This window comes from Bradyrhizobium sp. UFLA05-153, assembly GCF_054185185.1.
On the sequence record NZ_JBBIAM010000035.1, the window covers coordinates 61,383 to 82,821 of the forward strand.

Sequence of the window (21,439 nt, forward strand, 5' to 3'; positions counted from 1 at the left end):
ATTACCCCAGGAGGTCGTTTGGCGAAGACAACTCGTTTGGGACTGCGACCAGACGCAGTCGATAGATTCCGCGGTATGGGTCCTGGCTTTCGCAAGGACGACATCGGGGAGATAGTGCTTCCCGGATTTCGCTGCGTTCCATCCTGGCTACACGCCCTCACGCACTCCTCGCCAGCGCGCCGTCGATCATGTTGACGGCGTTCTGGATGCCGTAGACGGCGACGAAGGAGCCGAAGCGCGGGCCTTTCTCCTGGCCGAGCAGGACCTGGTAGAGCATGTTGAACCAGTCCAGCGTCACGCCGGGACGGCCGTCCTTGCCCTTCTTGACCTGGTCGAGGAACGGCTCGCGGCGGCCGATCTCGTAGACCACGTTCTGGATATCCTCCGCCGAGGCGTCCTGCGACAATTGCGAGAGCGCATCGCGCAGGTCCTGCAACGCGGCGCGCTCGCTATCGGTGGGCTCGCGGAACTGCTTCGTCGGCGCGACGAAGTCACGATAGTAGTTGATGGCGTAGCCGACCATCGCGTCCAGCTTCGGATGCGTCTGCGGGCTCACGCCGGGGCGATAGCGGCCGATGAAGCCCCACAGCGTCTCGGCGTTCTCCGCGTTCGACGACGACACCAGCGTCAGCAGAAGCTGGAAAGTGACGGGCATGTCGGCCTTCGGCGGATGGCCGTTATGGATGTGCCAGACGGGATTGCCGAACTGCTGCTTGGCATCCTGCCGCGAAAAGCCGTCGAGGAACTGCTGATAGTCGTCGACGTTGCGCGGGATGACATCGAAATAGAGCCGCTTCGCGGCTTTCGGCTCGCGGTACATGAACAGCGACAGCGATTCCGGCGGCGCATAGCGCAGCCATTCGTCGATGGTCAGTCCGTTGCCCTTCGACTTCGAGATCTTCTGGCCCTTCTCGTCGAGGAACAGCTCGAAATTGAAGCCTTCGGGCGGCGTGCCGCCGAGCGTCCTCGCAATGGCGCCCGAGAGCTTCACCGAGTCGATCAGATCCTTGCCGGCCATCTCGTAGTCGACGCCGAGCGCGACCCAGCGCATCGCCCAGTCGGCCTTCCACTGGCACTTTACATGGCCGCCCGTGACCGGCGTCTCGACCTCTTCGCCTGTATCAGGATCGACGTAAGTGACGGTGCCGGCAGCGACGTCGCGGCAGATCATCGGCACCTGCAAGACGACGCCCGTGGTCTTGCTGATGGGCAGAAACGGCGAATAGGTCGCGCGGCGGTCGGGCCCGAGCGTCGGCAGGATGATCGCCATCACTTTGTCGTAGGCGGCGAGCATCTTCAGCAGCGTCGCGTCGAACCGGCCCGAGGTGTAGTAGTCGGTTGCGCTGGCGAACTCGTAATCGAAGCCAAAGCTGTCGAGGAAGGCACGCAGGCGGGCGTTGTTGTGGTGCCCGAACGACGGATAGTCGTTGGAGAACGGATCCGGCACCCGCGTCAGCGGCTTGCCGAGATGCGTCGCCAGCATCTCCCTGTTGGGCACGTTGTCGGGGACTTTCCGAAACCCGTCCATGTCATCGGAGAAGGCGATCAGCCGCGTCTTGATCTTGTCCTCGGTCAGCACGCGGAAGGCGTGACGCACCATGCTGGTGCGCGCGACCTCGCCGAAGGTGCCGATATGCGGCAGGCCGGACGGGCCGTAGCCGGTCTCGAACAGCACCTCGTCCTTCGGGCTCTTCTTCAGCCGCGCGACAAGCGCCTTCGCCTGCTCGAACGGCCAGGCGTTGGATTGTTCGGCGAGCGCACGAAGATCGCTCGGGCTGGCGGCAGGATCAATAACGGACATTCAAGGGGCCTCCGGGCCGCGGAAAATAGCGATTTCCGCGCAGAATGCAATTTTGTGGAGCGATACAACCTCACACACCGTCATTGCGAGCGAAGCGAAGCAATCCAGAATCTTTCCGCGGAAATACTCTGGATTGCTTCGTCGCTGCGCTCCTCGCAATGACGGCGGAGGTGGCAGCGACTGACCTAAAACGGGCTCACCGAGAAGTACCGCAGCCACAGATCGGTGTAGCGGCCTTTTTCCCAGACGCGGAACAGCGCCCAGTTCAGCGCCTGCCGCAACAGATCGTTGCCCTTGCGCACGGCGATGCCGACGCCCTCTCCAAAGAAGCGGCTCTCGACGAAGGGGCCGCCGGAGAAGGCGCAGCAATCGCCGGAATCCGTGCCGTTGATCCAGAACGCCAGCGAGATGGCGTCGCCGAAGATGAAGTCGACCTCGCCGCGACGGAGCGCGGTGCGCAAGGCCTCGTCATTGGGATAGCCGTGCAGCTCGGCATCGGTGAACATCGCCTTGAGATACGCTTCATGGGCGGAGCCCGCGATGACGCCGACCTTCTTGCCCTCGAGATATTCGGGACGGATCTCCTGCATCACCGCGTCCTTGCGCGAGGCGAAGCGCGCCGGCACGCGATAATAGGGATCGGTGAAATCGGCGCGCGCACGGAGCTGCGGGCTCACCGCCATGGACGCGATGATGGCATCGCCGCGGTTCGAGGAGAGCGCATCGACCAGCGTCTCGAAGCGGCGCATCTGCACCGTGCAGGTGACCTTGATCTCCTCGCAGAGCGCACGGGCGAGATCGACGTTGAAGCCGGCCGGATTGCCGTCGGCGCCGGTGTAGTTGAACGGCGGATAGTCGGTCTCGGTCAGGAAACGGATCACCGTCAGGCGCGACAGGTCCGGCCGTTCGGGCCGGCGGCGCGGGTCCCAGAAGCCGGGCACGGCCTGGGGAGCCGCTTGAGGCGCGACCTGCGGGGAAGCCTGGGGAGCACCGGGCGCTGGCTTGGCTGGGGTCTGCGCAAGTGCGCCGGACGCAGTCGACAAAAGGCAGGCGCCGGCTCCCGCCATCCCGATCAGGAGGCGGCGGACAGTTTTGAGCGATTTCGCCTGTTGCGATGGGGCCATCGGCTTGAGATTAGCGGGATTTCGTTGAGATCGGAGGGCCTTATAGACCATCCCGCCGGGAACGCGAGCGCCGATTGCAGCCCATCTGAGACCTCAGAGATACCGCTTCAGCTCGGTCGCGGCCTCTTCGGGGGGCCGCTTCATATTGAACGGCGCGACGAACCTCCCATCGCGGTCCATCAAATAGATCAGCGCGGTGTGGTCCATGGTGTAGTCGCCGTCCTTGGTCGGGACCTTCTTGGCGTAGACGCGGTAGGACGTCAGCACCTTGCTGGTCTCGGCGGGATCGCCGCTGAGGCCTTCCAGATGCGGATCGAAGCTCGACAGATAGTCCTTCATCGTCGACGGCGTGTCGCGCTCGGGATCGACCGAGATGAAATAGGCGTTCACCTTGTCGGCGTCCTTGCCCATCGCGCGCAGTACCTCCGAGATCTCGAACAGCGAGGTCGGGCAGACGTCCGGGCAATGGGTGTAGCCGAAGAAGATCAGGGTCGGCTTGCCCTTCAGGCTCTTGTCGGTGACGGTTTTGCCGTTCTGGTCGGTGAGCGTGAACGGCCCGCCAATCGCGGCCGGCTGCGCCACCTTGCTGACGCCGCCCATAGCCCAGAACATTACAAGCAGACCGACGACGAGGCTTGCGGCGAAGGCAGTCGCGATCACCAGCGGGCGGGCAGTCCGGCTCATCGTGGAGAGAATCCCATTTTACGGATCAGAAGCAGGCGGACAGGCCGGCCCTGATCACTTCAAAAAACACCTGGGTGCCGTAGTGGAACCACAGCGCCAGCGTGGCGAGCACGGCGAGACCGCCAAGCCCTGCGCCCGCAAATAGCAGCACGGACGGCGTCCTGCCGGCAGTGGGCGAATTGTCCGATACCGGATGTGCTGATTGCAGTGGTTGAGCCATGACAATGACCGGGGCGATGCGCGCCGGTTCCCTGCCCTTCAAATAGGCGCTGGCCCACGCCCGGGCAAGCGCCGCGGGCGGGCCAGAATAGCTCCCCGGATCAGCTCGTTCTGATGGATATTAGTGAAGCAGCTGGCCCCGGGCGGACTCCAGCTCATCCGCTTGCGGAAGAGCCCGGCGCGACGGCCGGCTGGGCGCGGCCTGCACGTCCATGTAGCAGGGCTTGTACATCGCCTGGAGCTGCCTGCCCCTGAGGAAGATCATGTGCGGGGTGAGGCCGCCACGCTGCGAGATCCAGCGCCTCACGTGCGACGGGTACATCGCATACAGCATCTGGGTCGCTTCGGGATTGGTGACGGCGCGGCCGTTGGAGCCGAAATCCCAGGCGGCATGGAAGCCGAGCGTCGCATGCGAGGTCACGCAGATGCGGTCTCGCGGGATGGCACCGAGGACGATGGTGCAGGCAGAGGCGCAGAGCCCGTCGATGATCACGGTCTCGCCGGACTGCCGCAGGTCCTGGTACCTGTCGACATAGGTTCCGATGCGGCCGCCACGGTCGTCCGCGATACGAACCACCGCATGAGAGGCCCCCATGCCCGCGAACAGGAGAACCGCTGCGAGCAACCCCGTCAGAAACTTCATGTCCCCCGCCCCAGTCCCATTCGAATCTGTGTGTCAGGTGATGATGCGGCGCCAGCGTCCGTCGTAACCGTGGTTTTGTCTAGGCGCGTGGGCTGGCTCAAAACAAATTCAAATACGGTGTTGCGCCCGCGCTGCACTTCGCCGATCCCTTGGCCGGCCCAATCCCAAAGTGGAACAAGTTAACGGATTCTTGCGCCCCTCCTCTTGATCTCAGCGACGGCGGCTGACAATCCGGATGACTACAGGGGGAACTCAATGGCTGAGCAGGCGGACGTCATCATTATCGGCGCGGGGTTGTCGGGGCTGGTTGCTGCAACCGAGATTGCCGATGCCGGCAAGCGCGTGATCGTCGTCGATCAGGAGGGCGAGCAATCGATCGGCGGTCAGGCGTTCTGGTCGTTCGGCGGATTGTTCCTGGTCGATTCGCCGGAACAGCGCCGGCTCGGGATCAAGGATTCCTTCGAGCTCGCATTGCAGGACTGGCTCGGCACCGCGGGCTTCGACCGCGACGAGGATTTGTGGCCAAGGAAATGGGCGGAGGCCTATGTGGCGTTCGCGGCCGGCGAGAAGCGGTCGTGGCTGCGCGCGATGGGCCATCGCATCTTCCCGGTGGTCGGCTGGGCCGAGCGCGGCGGCTATGACGCGATGGGGCACGGCAATTCGGTGCCACGCTTTCACGTCACCTGGGGCACAGGACCCGGCATCGTCGAGCCGTTCGAGCGCCGCGCACGCGAGGCGGCCAGAAGGGGCCGGCTGACCTTCAAGTTCCGCCATCGCGTCGATGCATTGAACATCACGAACGGCACGGTCGACGGCGTGAGCGGAAAAATCCTCGAGCCTGACAGTGTCGAGCGCGGCAAGAGCTCCTCGCGCAAGGTAGTCGGCGACTTCACGTTGAAGGCGCAGGCGGTGATCGTTGCCTCTGGCGGCATCGGCGGCAATCACGATCTGGTGCGGCAGAACTGGCCGAAGCGGCTGGGCGAGCCGCCGAAGTTCATGATCTCCGGCGTGCCCGAACACGTCGACGGCCGCATGATCGGCATCACGGAAGGCGTCGGCGCGCGGCTGATCAACCGCGACCGCATGTGGCACTATGTCGAGGGCATCCAGAACTGGTCACCAATCTGGCCGCGCCACGGCATCCGCATCCTGCCCGGTCCCTCCTCGATGTGGTTCGATGCCACGGGCACGCGCCTGCCGGCGCCGCTCTTCCCAGGCTCGGACACGCTCGGCCAGCTCAAATACATCATGTCGACCGGCTATGATTATTCCTGGTTCGTGCTGACCCAGAGCATCATCAAGAAGGAATTTGCGCTCTCGGGCTCCGAGCAGAATCCGGATCTCACGGGAAAAAGCTGGCGCATGACCTTGCGCCGCGCCACCAACAAGGGCGCGCCGGCGCCGGTCGAAGCGTTCAAGAGCCATGGTGTCGACTTCATTGTGCGCGACAAGCTCGAGGAGCTCGTGGCTGCCATGAACAATCTTGCCGGCAACGATCTCCTCAGGCTCGACCATGTCAGGATGCAGATCGAGGCGCGCGACCGTGAGATCGCCAATCCCTTCGTCAAGGACGCGCAGGTCATGAATATCCACAATGCGCGCCGCTATATCGGCGACAAGCTGATCCGCACCGCCGCTCCCCATCGGATCCTCGATCCCGAGCACGGGCCGCTGATCGCGGTCAAGCTCAACATCCTGACGCGCAAGACGCTCGGCGGCTTCGAGACCGATCTGGACTCGCGCGTGTTCGGACAAGAGGGCCAGGTCATTCCCGGGCTTTACGCCGTGGGCGAGGCCGCCGGCTTCGGCGGCGGCGGCGTGCATGGCTACCGCTCGCTGGAAGGCACGTTCCTCGGCGGCTGCCTGTTCTCGGGCCGCAACGCCGGGCGCGCAGCGGCGAAGGCTGTGGGGTGACATCGTGCTGTGGCGGTGGGGCATTGGAGTTGTGGCTGCAATGCTGCTGTTCGCCGTACATGCCGAGGCCGACACGATCGACGTCAATGGCGTGACCCGCACGTTCATCATGATGCGGGCGCCGACCAAGCCGGCGCCGCTCGTCATCGTGCTGCACGGCAAGACGCAGCGCGGCGCCGACATGGTGACGCGGACATCCTGGCCGCTGATTGCCAGGCGCGACTCCTTTGCCGTGGTTTTCCCTGATGGACTGAGCAACGCCTGGGCTGATGCGCGACCCGACGCACGACGCGCCGGCCGCGGACCGCCCGAGGGCACCGACGACATCGCTTTCATCGTGGCCCTGGTCGACAAGCTCGTGAAGGACGGCACGGCAGACGCGCGCCGCGTCTATATCACCGGCATCTCCAATGGCGGCGCGATGACCATGACGCTGGCCTGCAACCGCGCCGATCTGTTCGCGGCCGCCGCGAGCGTGATCATGAACCTCACCGACGAATCGGCCGCCGCCTGCCATCCATCGCGTCCGCTGCCGATGCTGATCATGAACGGCACCGTCGATCCGCTGATCCCCTATGGCGGCGGCCGCGGCACGAGCTATTTCGCGGCCAACGGTTTCTGGTCGACCACGAAGACGCTGGCATTCTGGCGCAGTGTCGATGGCTGCGAAGCTGATGATGCCACGGCAACCGATCTGCCCGACAGGAATCCTCACGACGAGTCCACCGTGACGCAGATCGGCTCTCGCTGCCCGAAAGGGCGCGACGTCGTGCTCTATCGCGTCAATGGCGGCGGTCATCGCATGCCCGGGCATTTCCCCGACGCGAATTTCCCAAAGCTCGCGAACGGCCTGCTCGGCCCGCAGAACGGCGACATCGACGGCGCCGATACGATCTGGGCGTTCTTCAGCCGCTTTCCTTAGCGCATGATCCGGACCCGAAGGGCCGCGTTAGCGCAAAGTGCGAAGCGGTTTTCCGAAAAAGATCATGCACGATCAAGAACCTAAAGCGCGGTGACGATTGATTTCAATCTCATCGCGCTTTAGGCCGCGCATGCATCGGCCGCGACGCATGCGTCACCGGCGACGCATGCGTCACCGGGGTGGCACAGCACAAGGCGCTGCGCTAGACAGGGCCGCCATTCCAACAGGAGATCCCCATGAGCATTCAACGTCTTGAATCCGGCCCGCGCATGAGCCAGGTCGTCGTGCACGGCAACACCGTCTATCTCGCTGGTGTCGTCGCCAGCAAGGCCGCCGGTGAAAGCGTGACGAAGCAGACCCAGGACATTCTGGCGACCATCGACAGCCATCTTGCCAAGGCAGGCACCGACAAATCGAAACTGCTGTCGGCGACGATCTACATCACCGACATGAAGACCTTTCAGGAAATGAACGCCGTGTGGGACGCCTGGGTGTCGCCCGGCAACACGCCGGCGCGTGCCACCGTGGAAGCCAAGCTCGCCGCCCCGCAATACACCGTCGAGATCATGGTGACCGCGGCGAAGTAAGCGTCGCCCGGACAAAATTGCGCGCGCCTGAAGCGCGATGAATATCATCGCGCTTCAGTTCTTTGTTGGCGCATGATTTTGTCGGAAAACCGCTTCACACCTTTCCGGATCATGCGCATGACCTCCGAGGTAATCGATTGGCGCGCGCAAACCTTCGATAGTCAGGGACAGCCGAACCATCCGGCGTTTTTCGAAGGAGGCCACCATGACCGACCACATCACCCTCGCCCGCCGCTATATCGATCTCTGGAACGAGCGCACGCCGGGCAAACGGCGCGAACTGCTCAGCGAGAACTGGACGGCGGATGCGAGCTATGTCGATCCCTTGATGCGCGGTGACGGCCATGACGGCGTCGATGCGCTGATCGCCGGCGTGCAGCAGCGCTTTCCGGAGTTCAGGTTCAAGCTGATCGGCGAGCCAAACGGCTATGGCGAGCACCTGCGCTTTTCCTGGGGCCTCGGCCCCGACGGCGTCGACAGCCCGATCAAGGGCACCGATTTCGCCGTACTGAAAGACGGCCGCATCAAGAGCATCACGGGATTCTTGGATCAGGTGCCTGCCGGCACGTGAGAGAGCGAACACGCTCTCTTTCCCTCTCCCCTTGTGGGAGTGGGTGGCTCGCCGCGCAGCGGCGAGACGGGTGAGGGGTCTCTCTCCGCATACGGCCCTCTTGCTTTTGAAATTGCGGAAACAACCCCTCATCCGGCGACATAGCCGATGCGAAGCATCGGCGTTCTTAAGAACGGCGGCCGTAGGCCGCCTATGCCACCTTCTCCCACAAGGGGGAGAAGGAAGGAAGTGCTCGCGGCCACATCAGCGCAATCGATACGCCCGCTGAGCATTCGCTCCGAATGCTTTCTTGCGTACCTGTGGGCCCAGCTTCGTCAGGCATTCATCGAGCGCGCCCTTGATCTCACCGTAGCTTCCTGCAAGCAGGCACACGGGCCAGTCGGAGCCGAAGATCAGGCGATCCTCGCCGAAGCGTTTGGCGACGTGCTCGACGTAGGGCAATAGGCGCTCCGCGTCCCAGTCGTTCCAGCGGGCCTCCGTCGCTAGGCCGGAGATCTTACACCAGACATTGCCGCAGGCTGCGAGCGCGGCGATGCGGTCGGCCCAGTCGCGACTGAAACCTTCCGCGATCGGCGGCTTGGCGGCGTGATCGAGCACGAAACGCGCTTGCGGAAAGGCCTGCGCGGTGGCGATAGCAGCGGGAAGTTCGCGGGTGCGGACCAGGAAATCGTAGGTGAGATCGTGCGCGAACACCGCCATCAGGCCACGCTGCACGTCCTCGCGCAACAGCCAGTCGGGATCGGCTTCGTCATGGACCTGGTGGCGGATGCCGACAAGCTTCTTGCCTTCCGGCGAGGCCCGCAGCCGGTCGAGCGTCTCATCGAGCGCGCCATCCGTGAGATCGGCCCAGCCGACAACGCCGGCGACGAAGGGCGTCGCCGCAGCAATGCGCAGAAATTCCTCGGTCTCCGCGACCGAGGACCGGCACTGCACCAAAATGCTCGCATCGATGCTGTTCTGCTTCAGGAGCGGCGCCAGATCGGCGGGGCCAAAGGCGCGGCGGATCGGGGCGAGTTCGGCCGCCACCATCCAGGGATAGTCGGCGCGCGCTGGGTCCCAGAAATGTTGATGCCCGTCAATCACCATATTTCACCCTCCACCTGGCAAAATCCTAGCCTCTCCCGCCTGCGGGTCCGCAGGCGGGAGAGGAAGCGCAGGAACGTCGGGGCTGACAGACGTTCCTACTTCAAGAGTTGCGCGACGTTGTCCTTCGTCACGAGGTCGAGGCCGGTGTAGATGATCTCCGGCACCTTCTCGCCCTTCTTGATCGCGAGCAGGGCGTCCATCGACTTCACGCCCATCTCGAACGGGCGCTGGCCGGTGAGCGCGTTGGAATAGCCGTCACGCAGGAGCTCAAGCTGCATCTTGAGCGTGTCGGCGACGACGAGCGTCAGCTTGCCGGAATCGATGTCCTTCTTGTTCTTGTTGACGAAAGCCTTGAAGCCTTCCGGCGCGAACATCGGCCAGCCGCCGACCGGCACGATCGCGGCGAGGTCCGGCGTCGCGGTGCGCAGGTCCGCCATCTGCTGAACCGCGAGCGTGGAATCGTCGTTGCAGAAGGTCGGCGAGCCCGCGACCTCCACCCATTTCGAGCCCTTGAGCGCCTCGCGGACGCCATCGACGCGCTCGGCGAGGTTCTTCGCGCCCGGACCGCCGGAGACCATGGCATATTTGCCACCCTCGGGCCGGAGCTGGAGCAATTGCTTGCCGAGCGCGAGGCCGAAGTCCTTGTTGTTGGTGCCGATATAGGCGATGCGCTTGGAGCCCGGCGCATCCGCGTCAAACGTGATGACGGGAATGCCGGCTGCGGTCGCCGCCTCGATCGACTTGGTCATCGCCGCGACGTCGGCAACCGAGATCGCCAGGCCATCCACCTTCTGGGTGATGAAGTCCTGGATGATCTGCGCCTGCGTCGCCGGCTCGTGCTCGATCGGCCCCTTGTAGATGCACTCGACGTTGCCGAGCTCCTTCGCGCGCTTCATGCAGCCGTCGCGTGCCACGTCGAAGAACGGATTGTTCATCGCCTTGGGTACGACCGCGAACTTGTAGGTCTGGGCGAACGCCGGGGTCGCCATCATCGCGATGGCCATTCCGGCAAGCAGGATCTTCCTCATTACGTTCCCTCCACATTATGCCTATCCTCTTGAAAACCATGGCTCCGGAAGGCGGATAGACGATGCATTCGTTGCCCTCCCGGAGTAACTCTTGTCAGGCCATGCGCGAGCGGATGCGGTCCACCAGCACGGCCAGGATGATGATCACGCCGACCAGCGTTTGCTGCCAGTAGGAGTTGACTTGCGCAAGCACGAGGCCGTTGCGGATCACCTCGAGCAGCACGCAGCCGACGATGGCTCCTAACGGACCGCCGATGCCGCCGGCAAGATTGGCACCGCCGATGACGGCGGCCGCGATCACGTTGAGCTCGTAGGACGTCGCCATGTTCGCCGGCGCCGATCCCAGCCAGCCGGAGATGATGATGCCCTGAAGCCCCGCGGCGAGCGCGCAGATCACGTAGACCTCGATCTTCACGCGTACGACCGAGATGCCGGTCAATTCGGCTGCCTTCTCGTTACCGCCGAGCGCGAAGACGTGACGACCGAAGGTGGTGTGGTGCAGCACCACCGCCATGACGAGGGCGAGGATCACGAGGTAAATGAACGGCGCGGGCACGCCGAACAGGTCGCCCGAGGTGAGCGCGTAGAAATAGTCGGCGTCGGGGCCACCCGGAAAGCTGCCGCGGCCGTTGGAGACGACATAAGCGAGCCCACGCACGATCGAGAGCATGCCGAGTGTCGTGACGAATGGCGACAGCCCCAGCGTCGCGATGCAGAAGCCGTTGATGAGCCCGACGACGAGTGCGGCCGCCAGCCCCGCCACCACCGAGATCACGAGAATCAATCCAGGCACGTTGGCGACGACGGTCTTGCCGTCAGCCGCCAAATGGACGAACAGCGATCCCGGTGCCGACAGCTCGACCATGACCATGGATGTGATCATGGCGGAGAAGCACATCATCGAACCGACGGAAAGATCGATGCCGCCGGTGATGATGACGAAGGTGATTCCGAGGGTTGCGATGGCGATGAAGGAAAAGTTCTTCGCCACGTTCTGCATGTTGCCTTCGGTGAAGAAATAGGGGCTGGCGAAATGCATGATGGCGAGCAGCACCAGGAGCGCGAGCAGGACGTAGCCGGTCTGCGTCGCAAGAAGACCGCGCTGCCACCATCTTGCCTTGCCGACATTGGTGAAGGTGATAGGGGATTCGATCTGGATCGCCATTACGCCGCCTCCTTCGCGCCGGTGATGAGGGCGGTGACTTCCTCGGGGCTGGTATCGTGGATCGCCTTGTCGGCGCGCTTCTCGCCACGGCGCATCACCACGACGCGGTCGCAGACCGCGAACACGTCGGGCATGCGGTGCGAGATCAGCATCACGGCGACGCCCTGCTCCTTCAGGCGGTGGATCAGGCTCAGCACCTGCTCGACCTGGCGCACCGAGATCGCGGCGGTTGGCTCGTCCATCATCACGAGCTTGGCGTTCGACAGCCGCGTCCGCGCGATCGCGACCGCCTGGCGCTGGCCGCCCGACATCTGCTTGACGAGATCATGCGGCCGCGTCTCCGAGCGCAACTCGCCGAACAAGTCCAGCGCGCGCGCCGCCATCGCCTTGTGGTCGAGCAGCGAGATGGGACCGAATTTGCGCTTGAGCTCGCGGCCGAGAAAGACGTTCGCCGCCGCCGACAGATTGTCGGCGAGCGCGAGGTCCTGGTAGACCACCTCGATGCCGACGGCGCGGGCGTCGATCGGCCGGTAGAAATGCACGGCATTGCCGTCGAAGCGGATCTCGCCGTGGCTGGGACGGAAATTGCCGGCGATAATTTTCACCAGCGTCGACTTGCCGGCGCCGTTGTCGCCCATCAAGCCGACCACCTCGCCCGGATAGACCTGCATGTCGACGTCGTGCAGCGCGCGGATGGCGCCGAACTCCTTGCCGATCCCGGTCAGTTCGAGGACCGGCTGCCGTGTTGCTTCAACGTTTGTCATCAGCGGCCTCGCTCAGACGTACCGGTTGACCAGGGATTCAAGGTATTCCTGCCGGCCCGACCGCGGCTGCGGATCGAAGCCGGGGGCGAGCGCGCGATCGGCGAGATCGGCGAGCGAGCGCTGGCCGGCAAGGATGGCGCGGCCCTCAGCTCCAGCCCATCCGTTATAGCGCTCGGCGAGCGGCGCCGTGAGCGCGCCGGCATCGAGCATGTCGGCCGCCGCGAGGAAGGCCCGCGCGCAGGCATCCATCGAGCCGACATGGGCGTGGATCAGATCGTCGGGGTCGATCGATTGTCGCCTGATCTTGGCATCGAAATTGAGACCGCCCGTGGTAAAGCCGCCGCGGTTCAGCATCTCGTGGAACACCAGCACCAGCTCGCAAACGTTCATCGCGAACTGGTCGGTGTCCCAGCCGAGCAGATCATCGCCGCGGTTGATGTCGAGCGAGCCGAACACGCCGAGCGCCTCGGCAAGCGCAACCTCGTGCTGGAACGAGTGCCCGGCGAGGATGGCGTGGTTCTGCTCGATGTTGAGCTTGACGTCCTCGAGGAGGTCATAGCGCTGGAGGAAGCCGTAGCAGGTGGCAACGTCGAAGTCGTATTGATGCTTGGTCGGCTCCTTCGGCTTGGGCTCGATCAGGATCGGGCCCTCGAAACCGATCTTGTGCTTGTGCTCGACGACCAGCGAGACGAAGCGGCCGAGCTGGTCGAGCTCGCCGCCGATGTCGGTGTTGAGCAGCGTCTCGTAACCCTCGCGCCCGCCCCACAGCACATAGTTCTGGCCGCCGAGCCGGTGCGTGACCTCGAGCGCGGCGCGCACCTGTCCGGCGGCATAGGTAAAGACGTCGGGATCCGGATTGGTCGCGGCGCCCGCCATGTAGCGACGGTGCGTGAACAGATTGGCGGTGCCCCAGAGCAGGCGCACCTTGGCGGAGGCCATCTTCTGTTCGAACAGATCGGCGATCGCGTTGAGGTTGGCGACGGATTCGGCGAGCGAGGCTCCTTCCGGCGCCGCGTCGACGTCATGGAAGGTGAAGAACGGCACATCTAGCAGGCGGAACAGCTCGAAGGCGACATCGGCCTTGGCGCGCGCCATCGCCATGGCATCGCTGCCGTGATGCCATGGCCGCAGGAACGTCTCGCCGCCGAAGGGATCACCGCCCGGCCAGCAGAACGAATGCCAGTAGCAGACGGCAAAGCGCAAATGATCCTCCAGCCTGCGGCCGTGGACGATGCGGTCCTTGTCGTACCAGCGGAACGCGAGCGGGCCCTTGGCGTTCGTACCGCCATAGGCGACCGGCGCGGTCGCACCAAAGAAATTTGGGGATGCGTTCACAGCGAGAACTCCTTCAGCGCGGGATACAGTTTTCGCCACTGATGATAGGCGTCGTCATAGGCGGCAGCGGTGGACGCGCGCGGCGTGAAACTCGCGAGGCGCCGCGGCCGCGTGCAGACTTGCGCGGGCTCCTCGCCGGTGGCGGCCAGGCGTCCGAGCCGCGCGGCGCCCAGCGCAGCTCCGACCTCGCCTTCCTCGACGCGGTGGACGGGAATGCCGAGCACGTCGGCGCAGATCTGCGCCCACAAGGCCGAGCGCGATCCGCCGCCGACGAGATCGACCTCCGAAATCGCCGAGCTGGCGCTGCCGAGCGCGGCGAGATTGTCGCGCGCGGCGAAGGCGACGCCTTCGAGCACGGCCTGCACGATCTGGTCGCGTCCGTTTGCGCCGCGCAGGCCCACGAAGGCGCCGCTCGCTGCAGCATCATTGTGCGGCGTGCGCTCGCCATCGAGGTAGGGCAGGAATTTGATCGGGCTCGGCGCCTCGACGCTCTCGCCGAGCGGCGCAAGCAGCGCGGCCGCAGGCGTTGCCATCACGTCGGAAAGCCAGGCGAGGGAAGCCGCCGCCGAGAGCATCACGCCCATCTGATGCCACAGGCCGGGCAGTGCGTGGCAGAAGGCGTGCACGGCGGAAGCGGGCGCCGGCGCAAACCGGTCGGTGACACGGAAGATGACGCCGGAGGTGCCGAGCGACAGGAAGGCATCGCCGGGCGCGATCGCGCCGAGCCCGATCGCGCTCGCCGCGTTGTCACCGGCGCCACCGGCAACCACCACATTCTTCGCCATGCCCCAGCGCTGCGCGTATTCCGGAGCCAGCACTGCACTGACCTCGCTGCCCTCGACGAGCCGCGGCATGTGATGCAGATCGAGTCCCGTGGCGTGCAGCAGCAGCGGCGACCAGCGGCGCTGGCCGACGTCGAGCCACAGCGTACCGGCGGCATCCGACATGTCCTCGACCATCTCGCCAGTGAGGCGGTAGCGGACATAGGCCTTCGGCAGCAGCACTTTTGCGACGCGCCTGAAGATCTCGGGCTCGTGCCCCGCAACCCACAACAGCTTTGGCGCAGTGAAACCGGGCATCGCCAGATTGCCCGCAATCGCATGCAGCGACGGACAGCGCCGCTCCAGCTTGGCACATTCGGCATGCGAGCGGCCGTCGTTCCAGAGAATGGCAGGGCGCAGCGGACGGCCGTCATCGCCAAGCAGCGTCGCGCCGTGCATCTGGCCGGACAGCCCGATGCCGCGAGTGAGCGCGACCTCGCTGCGGTTGCTGGCGGCGAGATCGTCGACCGCGCCGACCGCGGCCTCGACCCAGGCGTCCGGTTCCTGCTCCGACCACAGCGGCGCGGGGTGCGACAGCGCAAGCTCGCGCGCGGCGGTCGCGATAATCGCGCCGGCTTCGCTCGTGAGCACCGCTTTCACACCGGACGTGCCGATGTCCAGTCCGAGAAACACGTTTCGTCCTCCCTTTCCGGCCCTGCTGGCGATCTCTGTCGCCTGTCCCGCACGGGCCGTCCTCACGCATCCGTTCTGCCGGCTAAGGCAGATTGTCCCGCATCACGATGTCGATGCGGATCTTCTCCTGTTCGCTCAAGATCGGCTCGCCCCGCGCCAGCGCAAGCAACACGCGCACGGCGGCGCGCGCCTCGTGCCCGGGGTTCTGCGAAATCGCGGCATCCATCACGCCCTGCAGCAGCAGCTTGCGCGTCAGGACCGTGACGTCGTGTCCGACGAACACGATCTGCTTGTCGCGGCCGGACTCCATCAGCGCCCTCGCAACGCCCTGCGTGCCCGCGCCGACATTGTAGAGGCCGACGATATCAGGGTGTTTGGCGAGCAGCCGCGCCAATAGCTGCCAGGAACGCTCGTCCTCGTCGCGCCCCTCCAGCACCGGCAGCACGCTCAGCTCCACGAACTCCGAGGCCATCACCTGGTTGAAGCCGAAGATGCGCTCGGCGTGGTCGCGCAGGCCCTGCGAGCCAGCGACGATCGCGACCTTGCCGGAGCTTAAATCTGACCTTGGACCCACGAGCCGGCCGACCAGCGCGCCCGCGGTGCGCCCCGCAGCGATGTTGTCGATGCCGACATAATGGTGGCGCCGCGACGACGGCACGTCGGAGACCAGCGTCACCACCTTGGCCCCGCCCTCGACGAGATCGTTGATCGCCGCCCGCACGCCGGGATGATCGAGCGCCACCACGGCGATGCCGTCATAGGTGCCGACGAGAGCCTCGAGCGAAGATGCGAGTACGGAAGCGTCGAACACGTCGGTCGCGATCATCTCGACCGCGAGGCGGCGGGCCGAGAGCCAGGCCGTCATCTCGCCGAGATAGGACTGGATCTGCTGCATGAAGAGGTTCGGTCCCGACGGCATCACGAAGGCAAAGCGTCGGGCGCGGCCGCGGGCGAGCTCGGCGGCGGCAACATGCGGCTGAAAGGAATTGCGTTCGATCGCCTCCTTGACGCGCCGGACCGTGTCCGGCCGCACGCCGGGCCGGTTGTGCAGAACGCGATCGACCGTGGCGAGGCTGACGCCAGCCTGGCTTGCGATGTCCCTCAATGTCAGCGCGGCGGGCGCGTCCTGCTTCATGGGCTGAAGGCTAGCAGAGGTTTTCTGAGGTACGCAACTCATTTTGAGGGACGGGCGGAAGGACGGCCGCCACCGCCGCGGCTCAGCGTCCGGTCAGGTTGAGCGTCAGGAACAGGCTGTTGCGATCCTCGACATAGCCCTCGAACGGACCGCAATCGACGAAGCCGTGCGCCCGGTAGAGCGCGTGCGCGGGCCTGAAATAATCCCACGATCCGGTTTCGAGGCTCAGCCGCGCCATGCTGCGCCCGCGCGCCTCGCCGATGATATGGCTGAGCATGAGCGCGCCAAAGCCGCGCCGGCGCGCGGTCTGAAGCGTGTGCATCGACTTCACCTCGCCATGATCGGCCGCGAGCGTCTTCAGCGCGCCGGTGGCGACCAGCGTCTCGTCATCCCAGCCGGTCCAGAACGCGACATCGGCTGCGCGAAGGCCGCTGAGATCGAGTGCATGCGCACTGCCGGGCGCCGTCTGCGCCGCCGCGCTTGTCCGGTGATAATCGAGCAGCGCGATGACGCGCGGATCATGGGTATCGCCGGTACGGATATGCATGTCGCTCCTCATCTCACGGCGCGATGTCAGTGGCGAGCCGCTTCTGCATGAAGACGAGATCGAGCCAGCGGCCGAACTTGCAGCCGACCTCCGGCATGCGCGCCACTTCGCTAAAGCCGAGCGAGGCATGCAGCGCGATCGAACCCGCATTGGCGGCCTCGATCCCTGCGATCATCGTGTGCTTGCGCATGGCGGTGGCGCGCTCGATCAGCGCGGCCATCAGGCTGCGACCGATGCCGCAGCGGTGATGGCGCTCGTCGACATACACCGAATTCTCCACGGTGTGGCGATAGCCGGGCCACGGGCGGAAGTCGCCGAAGGAGGCAAAGCCCACCACATCCGATCCGCGCATTGCGACCAGCACGGGATAGCCCGCCTCGCCGCGGGCGCGGATCCAGTCGCGCCGCGCCTCCAGGTCCGACGGGCCGTCCGTCCATACTGCCGTGGTGTTCAGCGTGGCGAAATTGTAGATCGCCAAAATTTCGGCGGCGTCTTCCAGCGTGGCATCGCGCACGATCAGCGGCATCAGGCTTTCCCTTGAGTTGTTCCGCGCCGGATGACGATGACGTAGCGCGCATCCTGCCGGCTTTCGTTCTCGAAGGTCACCGCGCGCATGACGTCGAAGTCGAGACAATCGCCTTCGCGCAGGCGCAGCGTCTTGGCGTCGATATACACGGAGATCGCGCCCTCCAGCATCAGGAGCTGCTGGGTGAAGGCGGTGCGGCCCCAGGGGCTGTAGGGCACGCGCGCACCGGCCGGCAGGTCGACGACGATGATCTCGATGCCGCTAGCCGCATCCGTCGGCGAGGCGTGACGGCGGCGATAGCCGCTCTCGGGATCGCGCCATTGCGGCTGGTCGGCAAGCCGCACCAGCCGTTCCGGCGGCTTCTCGGCAAGCGCGACCACGTCGCTCAGCGAGACCTCGAGCGCCGCACAGAGCTTTCCGAGCAGCGAAGCCGTGGCGCTGCTCTGCGCGCGCTCGACGCGCCCAATCATCGCGCGGCTGACGCCCGAGCGCGCGGCGAGTTCGTTCAGGGTCATGCCGGCATGCATCCTCAATGTCTTCAATCGGCGACCGATCGCGCGGTCGAGCTTTTGCTGGTCCATGGTCCCTGTTCCGTACATCGGCCGGCGAAATGGACCGCACCCGCCAAGGCAAGGGGAGCTTAGCGCGGCGCGCGGCGAACGCCGGGATCGAGAGGCTAATATATTAGAATCTTTGCGCGCCTCGCACACCCGGTTAGGATGCCGCGATCGACCGAGCACCCGTGGGAGGCAGTCACATGAGCCAGCCAACGCAGCGGATGATCAGGACCAACGGCATCAGCCTCAACATCGCCGAGCAGGGAGAAGGGCCGCTCGTCCTGCTCTGCCACGGCTTTCCCGAGAGCTGGTACTCCTGGCGCCACCAGCTTGCCGCGCTGGCCGCGGCCGGTTTCCATGCGGTCGCACCCGACATGCGCGGCTACGGCAAGAGCGACCGCCCGGAGGCTATCGATCAATACACGATCTTCCATCTCGTCGGCGACCTCGTTGGATTGCTCGATGCACTGGAAGCACCCACCGCCGTGATCGTCGGACACGACTGGGGCGCAACGATCGCCTGGCACACTGCGCGCCTGCGGCCGGATCGTTTTCGTGCGGCCGCCATCCTCAGCGTGCCATTCCGCCCGCGGAGCCCGGCGCCCCCGACCAGCCTGATGCCGCAGACGGCGGAGGCGCAGTTCTATCAATTGTATTTTCAGGAGCCGGGCGTGGCGGAGGCGGAGTTCGAAAAGGATCCGCGCGCGACACTCGGTGCGATGCTCTATGGCGGATCGGGCGAAGGCGCCGCCGCGATCCGCGCCAGGGCCGCGAGCGCCGGCAGGACCGTCGGCGTCGGCATGGTGTCGCGGACCGGCGGCATGCTGCCGAAGGTGCCGGTGCCGCTGCCGTCATGGCTCAGCGCGAGCGATCTCGACTTCTATGCCGCCGAGTTCGCCCGCAGCGGATTTCGCGGTCCCCTCAACTATTATCGCAACGTCGATCGCAACTGGGAGCTGATGGCCGCCTTCGAGGGCCTGAAGGTCACCGTGCCAACGCTCTTCATCGCCGGCGACCACGACATGGTCATCGCATTCCCCGGTGCGGCCGAGCACCTCGCCAACATGAAACAATCGGTGCCGCTGCTCCGTGACATCCAGATGCTCCCTGGCTGTGGTCACTGGACCCAGCAGGAACGGCCGAACGAGGTGAATGCGGCAATGATCGATTTCTTGCGGAGCTTGCCGAGCTAGCGGCAGCGGACGCTCGCGCGTCGGCAGATACGAGCGTTGGCTGGAAGAGCGAGCGCTTGGAGCGGGCGAAGGGAATCGAACCCTCGTATGCAGCTTGGGAAGCTGCCGTTCTACCATTGAACTACGCCCGCGGGGATGCGTGATCCGCTTCCTCCTGATTAGCCGAGACGGCGCCTCGCGCCAAGCGCTTTGGCGCAGTCGGCCTCACGCTTCTTAAGCTGTTAGCAAGATTCTGGGTGCGCCGGATTGTGGCGGTGTTATGATCTTTGTCCGGGCTAAGGACGTGCATGAGTGGGGCGTGCACATGGTGGGGCGGTCTTACCTGATATTCGATACGGCGATCGGCCGCTGCGGCATCGTCTGGAGCAGCGCCGGGATCGTGGCCGTGCAATTGCCGGAGGCGCGGGAGCTCGACACCCGCCGCCGGATTTTTCGGGCCCATCCCGAGGCCCGCGAGCAGCGGCCGGACGGCAACACCGAGCTTGCGATCGAGGCGATCACCGCATTCCTGCATGGCGACGCCGCCGATCTCCCCGACATCAGCCTCGACATGAGCGGCATGCCGCCCTTCAACCGGCGCGTCTATGACTTCGCCCGGGCCATCCCGCGCGGGGAGACCCGCACCTATGGCGACATCGCCAAGGCTCTGGGCGCCTCTGGCGCTTCACATTCGGTGGCACAGGCGATCGGCAAAAATCCCTTCATGATCATCGTGCCCTGCCACCGCGTGCTCGAGGTCGGGAACTACGCCGACCGGATCTCGCCTTATGGCGGGGTGATCTCGAAACGCCGGCTGCTCTCGCTCGAGGGCGCCCATCCGGTCGCCAGCAAGACGCTGTTCGAGGTGCTGCTGCCCGTTGCCCCGCCGCGCGCCAGCTAAAAGCGCGATTGTGATCGCGCTTTTAGTTCTATTTTTGGGCATGATCTTATCGGAAAACCGCTACACACTTTTCCGGATCATACCTAGATGGGGTGGATGGAAGCGACCACGCTGAAGACGACGCCTTCGATGACGGTGTCGCGGTTTCGCTGCGATGCGGGACCGGACGACAAGCCGTTTGCCGAATACCGCACCGGCCATTCGCTCGCCTATGTCCGCGAAGGAAGTTTCGGCTGCCATTGCCGGGCCGGCTTCTTCGAGTTGGTGGCGGGCTCCGTTCTGGTCGGCCATCCCGGCGAGGAATACACCTGCACGCATGAGCACGTCAGCGGCGACGAATGCCTGTCGTTCTTCATCGGCGAAGACCTCGTCGAAGCGCTCGGCGGACGGCGCGAGGTCTGGCAGGTCGGCGCCACGCCGCCGCTCCCCGAGCTGATGGTACTGGGCGAGCTGGCCCAGACGGCAGCAGATGGCAACAGCGACTTAGGCATCGACGAGATCGGCCAGATCTTTGCGGGCCGCTTCGTCGAGGTGGTCTCGGGCAAAGCGCGCAAACAGGTCGCGCCGACGGCACGCGACCGCCGCCGCGCGGTGGAGAGCGCGCTGTGGATCGACGAGAATTCAGGAGAGGACATCGACCTCGACGACGCAGCGCGGCAGGCTGGTCTCAGCCCGTTCCACTTCCTGCGGCTGTTCTCAAACGTGCTCGGCGTCACCCCGCATCAATATCTCGTGCGCTCGCGGCTGCGGCACGCCGCTCGCCTGCTGACAGATCATGACATCGCGGTCACCGACATCGCCTATGACGTCGGCTTCGGCGATCTCTCCAACTTCGTCCGCACCTTCCATCGCGCCGCCGGCGTCTCTCCGACGAAGTTTCGCCAGGCCTCCCGGGGGATGCGCAAGATTTTCCAAGAGCAGCTTGCCCTCAACTGACTAGGTTCGTCTCCATGTCGCGCCATGACGAGGCGCGCTTTTGCAATGGAGACCATCATGTACGACCACATCGGATTGCGCGTTGCCGACCTCGACGCCAGCACGCAATTCTATACCGCGGTGCTCAGTCCCCTCGGCTACGTGCTCTGCTCGAGCGGCGACGGCTATGCCGGCTTCGGGCCGAAGGGCGAGCCGGCGCTCTGGCTGCATCTGAACAAGGGCCGCAAGGCCGACGGCGCCCACATCGCATTCCGCGCCAAGGACCACGACGCCGTGAAGAAATTCCACAGCGAAGGCCTGAAGTCCGGCGGACGCGACAATGGTGGCGCGGGTCCGCGCAAGGACTACAGCCCGACCTACTACGCGGC

The 21,439-nt window shown here is 65.1% G+C and carries 23 protein-coding genes and 1 tRNA gene; 8 read left to right on the forward strand and 16 right to left on the reverse strand.

Annotation, left to right across the window (positions count from 1 at the left end; genetic code table 11):
* Positions 1–157: 157 nt before the first annotated feature.
* The 5 genes from Q2941_RS21755 to Q2941_RS21775 form a co-directional block, all read right to left on the reverse strand.
* Entirely contained in the window at positions 158–1,801 is a 1,644-nt protein-coding gene (locus tag Q2941_RS21755; RefSeq protein ID WP_458193667.1) for a lysine--tRNA ligase, read from the reverse strand.
* Positions 1,802–1,986: 185 nt separating this feature from the next.
* Complete coding sequence (locus Q2941_RS21760) at positions 1,987–2,925, reverse strand: transporter substrate-binding domain-containing protein (RefSeq protein WP_027521478.1); 939 nt, start codon at positions 2,923–2,925, stop codon at positions 1,987–1,989.
* Between the two features lie 93 nt (positions 2,926–3,018).
* Complete coding sequence (locus tag Q2941_RS21765; RefSeq protein ID WP_458193668.1) at positions 3,019–3,609, reverse strand: SCO family protein; 591 nt, start codon at positions 3,607–3,609, stop codon at positions 3,019–3,021.
* A 25-nt stretch (positions 3,610–3,634) separates the two neighbouring features.
* On the reverse strand, positions 3,635–3,760 hold the full coding sequence (locus tag Q2941_RS21770) for a hypothetical protein (RefSeq protein ID WP_256375267.1): 126 nt from the start codon (positions 3,758–3,760) through the stop codon (positions 3,635–3,637).
* A 189-nt stretch (positions 3,761–3,949) separates the two neighbouring features.
* Positions 3,950–4,471 (reverse strand): Clp protease/crotonase-like domain-containing protein, encoded by a 522-nt coding sequence (locus Q2941_RS21775; protein WP_027521481.1) that lies wholly within the window; start codon positions 4,469–4,471, stop codon positions 3,950–3,952.
* A 255-nt stretch (positions 4,472–4,726) separates the two neighbouring features.
* Here Q2941_RS21775 and Q2941_RS21780 point away from each other — a divergent pair, with 255 nt between their 5' ends.
* The 4 genes from Q2941_RS21780 (at position 4,727) to Q2941_RS21795 (ending at position 8,465) form a co-directional block, all read left to right on the forward strand.
* A complete protein-coding gene (locus Q2941_RS21780; RefSeq protein ID WP_254109265.1) occupies positions 4,727–6,385 on the forward strand; it encodes an FAD-binding dehydrogenase in 1,659 nt (552 codons plus the stop codon).
* A gap of 40 nt (positions 6,386–6,425) precedes the next feature.
* Positions 6,426–7,307: a CE1 family esterase gene (locus Q2941_RS21785; protein WP_458193669.1), complete on the forward strand. Its 882-nt coding sequence runs from the start codon at positions 6,426–6,428 to the stop codon at positions 7,305–7,307.
* 236 nt (positions 7,308–7,543) lie between these two features.
* Positions 7,544–7,894, forward strand: a complete 351-nt coding sequence (locus Q2941_RS21790) for a RidA family protein (protein WP_027521484.1) — start codon at positions 7,544–7,546, stop codon at positions 7,892–7,894.
* Between the two features lie 205 nt (positions 7,895–8,099).
* The gene (locus Q2941_RS21795; RefSeq protein WP_458193670.1) at positions 8,100–8,465 is read left to right on the forward strand and encodes a nuclear transport factor 2 family protein; all 366 of its coding nucleotides are present in this window, start codon (positions 8,100–8,102) and stop codon (positions 8,463–8,465) included.
* Positions 8,466–8,708: 243 nt separating this feature from the next.
* On the opposite strand, the gene Q2941_RS21800 is transcribed toward Q2941_RS21795, so the two are convergent.
* From Q2941_RS21800 to Q2941_RS21845, 10 genes are all read right to left on the reverse strand, one after another.
* Positions 8,709–9,551, reverse strand: coding sequence for an amidohydrolase family protein (locus Q2941_RS21800; RefSeq protein ID WP_458193671.1), 843 nt, complete (start codon positions 9,549–9,551; stop codon positions 8,709–8,711).
* Positions 9,552–9,646: 95 nt separating this feature from the next.
* Positions 9,647–10,579, reverse strand: coding sequence for a sugar-binding protein (locus Q2941_RS21805; protein ID WP_027521487.1), 933 nt, complete (start codon positions 10,577–10,579; stop codon positions 9,647–9,649).
* Between the two features lie 94 nt (positions 10,580–10,673).
* Positions 10,674–11,744 carry an ABC transporter permease gene (locus Q2941_RS21810; RefSeq protein ID WP_027521488.1) on the reverse strand — a complete coding sequence of 357 codons (1,071 nt, stop codon included), beginning with the start codon at positions 11,742–11,744 and terminating at the stop codon, positions 10,674–10,676.
* Positions 11,744–12,508 (reverse strand): ATP-binding cassette domain-containing protein, encoded by a 765-nt coding sequence (locus Q2941_RS21815; protein WP_027521489.1) that lies wholly within the window; start codon positions 12,506–12,508, stop codon positions 11,744–11,746. The genes Q2941_RS21810 and Q2941_RS21815 overlap by 1 nt, the downstream gene beginning before the upstream one ends.
* Before the next feature lie 12 nt (positions 12,509–12,520).
* Positions 12,521–13,843: a xylose isomerase gene (gene xylA, locus Q2941_RS21820; RefSeq protein WP_458193672.1), complete on the reverse strand. Its 1,323-nt coding sequence runs from the start codon at positions 13,841–13,843 to the stop codon at positions 12,521–12,523.
* A complete protein-coding gene (gene xylB / locus Q2941_RS21825) occupies positions 13,840–15,297 on the reverse strand; it encodes a xylulokinase (RefSeq protein ID WP_458193673.1) in 1,458 nt (485 codons plus the stop codon). Before xylB ends, xylA begins: the two co-directional genes overlap by 4 nt.
* An 82-nt stretch (positions 15,298–15,379) precedes the next feature.
* Entirely contained in the window at positions 15,380–16,432 is a 1,053-nt protein-coding gene (locus tag Q2941_RS21830) for a LacI family DNA-binding transcriptional regulator (protein ID WP_027521492.1), read from the reverse strand.
* An 82-nt stretch (positions 16,433–16,514) separates the two neighbouring features.
* Entirely contained in the window at positions 16,515–16,979 is a 465-nt protein-coding gene (locus Q2941_RS21835) for a GNAT family N-acetyltransferase (RefSeq protein ID WP_458193674.1), read from the reverse strand.
* A gap of 13 nt (positions 16,980–16,992) precedes the next feature.
* Complete coding sequence (locus tag Q2941_RS21840) at positions 16,993–17,505, reverse strand: GNAT family N-acetyltransferase (RefSeq protein WP_458193675.1); 513 nt, start codon at positions 17,503–17,505, stop codon at positions 16,993–16,995.
* Entirely contained in the window at positions 17,505–18,086 is a 582-nt protein-coding gene (locus tag Q2941_RS21845) for a helix-turn-helix domain-containing protein (RefSeq protein WP_254109276.1), read from the reverse strand. Before Q2941_RS21845 ends, Q2941_RS21840 begins: the two co-directional genes overlap by 1 nt.
* A 176-nt stretch (positions 18,087–18,262) precedes the next feature.
* Here Q2941_RS21845 and Q2941_RS21850 point away from each other — a divergent pair, with 176 nt between their 5' ends.
* Positions 18,263–19,255, forward strand: a complete 993-nt coding sequence (locus Q2941_RS21850; RefSeq protein ID WP_458193676.1) for an alpha/beta fold hydrolase — start codon at positions 18,263–18,265, stop codon at positions 19,253–19,255.
* A 57-nt stretch (positions 19,256–19,312) separates the two neighbouring features.
* Here the strand turns inward: Q2941_RS21850 and Q2941_RS21855 are convergent.
* Positions 19,313–19,386 (reverse strand) — tRNA-Gly (locus tag Q2941_RS21855).
* A 173-nt stretch (positions 19,387–19,559) separates the two neighbouring features.
* Between Q2941_RS21855 and Q2941_RS21860 the strand changes: the two genes are divergently transcribed.
* From Q2941_RS21860 to Q2941_RS21870, 3 genes are all read left to right on the forward strand, one after another.
* Positions 19,560–20,135 carry a methylated-DNA--[protein]-cysteine S-methyltransferase gene (locus Q2941_RS21860; RefSeq protein ID WP_458193681.1) on the forward strand — a complete coding sequence of 192 codons (576 nt, stop codon included), beginning with the start codon at positions 19,560–19,562 and terminating at the stop codon, positions 20,133–20,135.
* Between the two features lie 96 nt (positions 20,136–20,231).
* Entirely contained in the window at positions 20,232–21,071 is an 840-nt protein-coding gene (locus tag Q2941_RS21865) for a helix-turn-helix transcriptional regulator (protein WP_458193677.1), read from the forward strand.
* 57 nt (positions 21,072–21,128) lie between these two features.
* The coding region (locus Q2941_RS21870; RefSeq protein WP_458193678.1) for a VOC family protein at positions 21,129–21,439 on the forward strand (311 nt) is incomplete at its 3' end.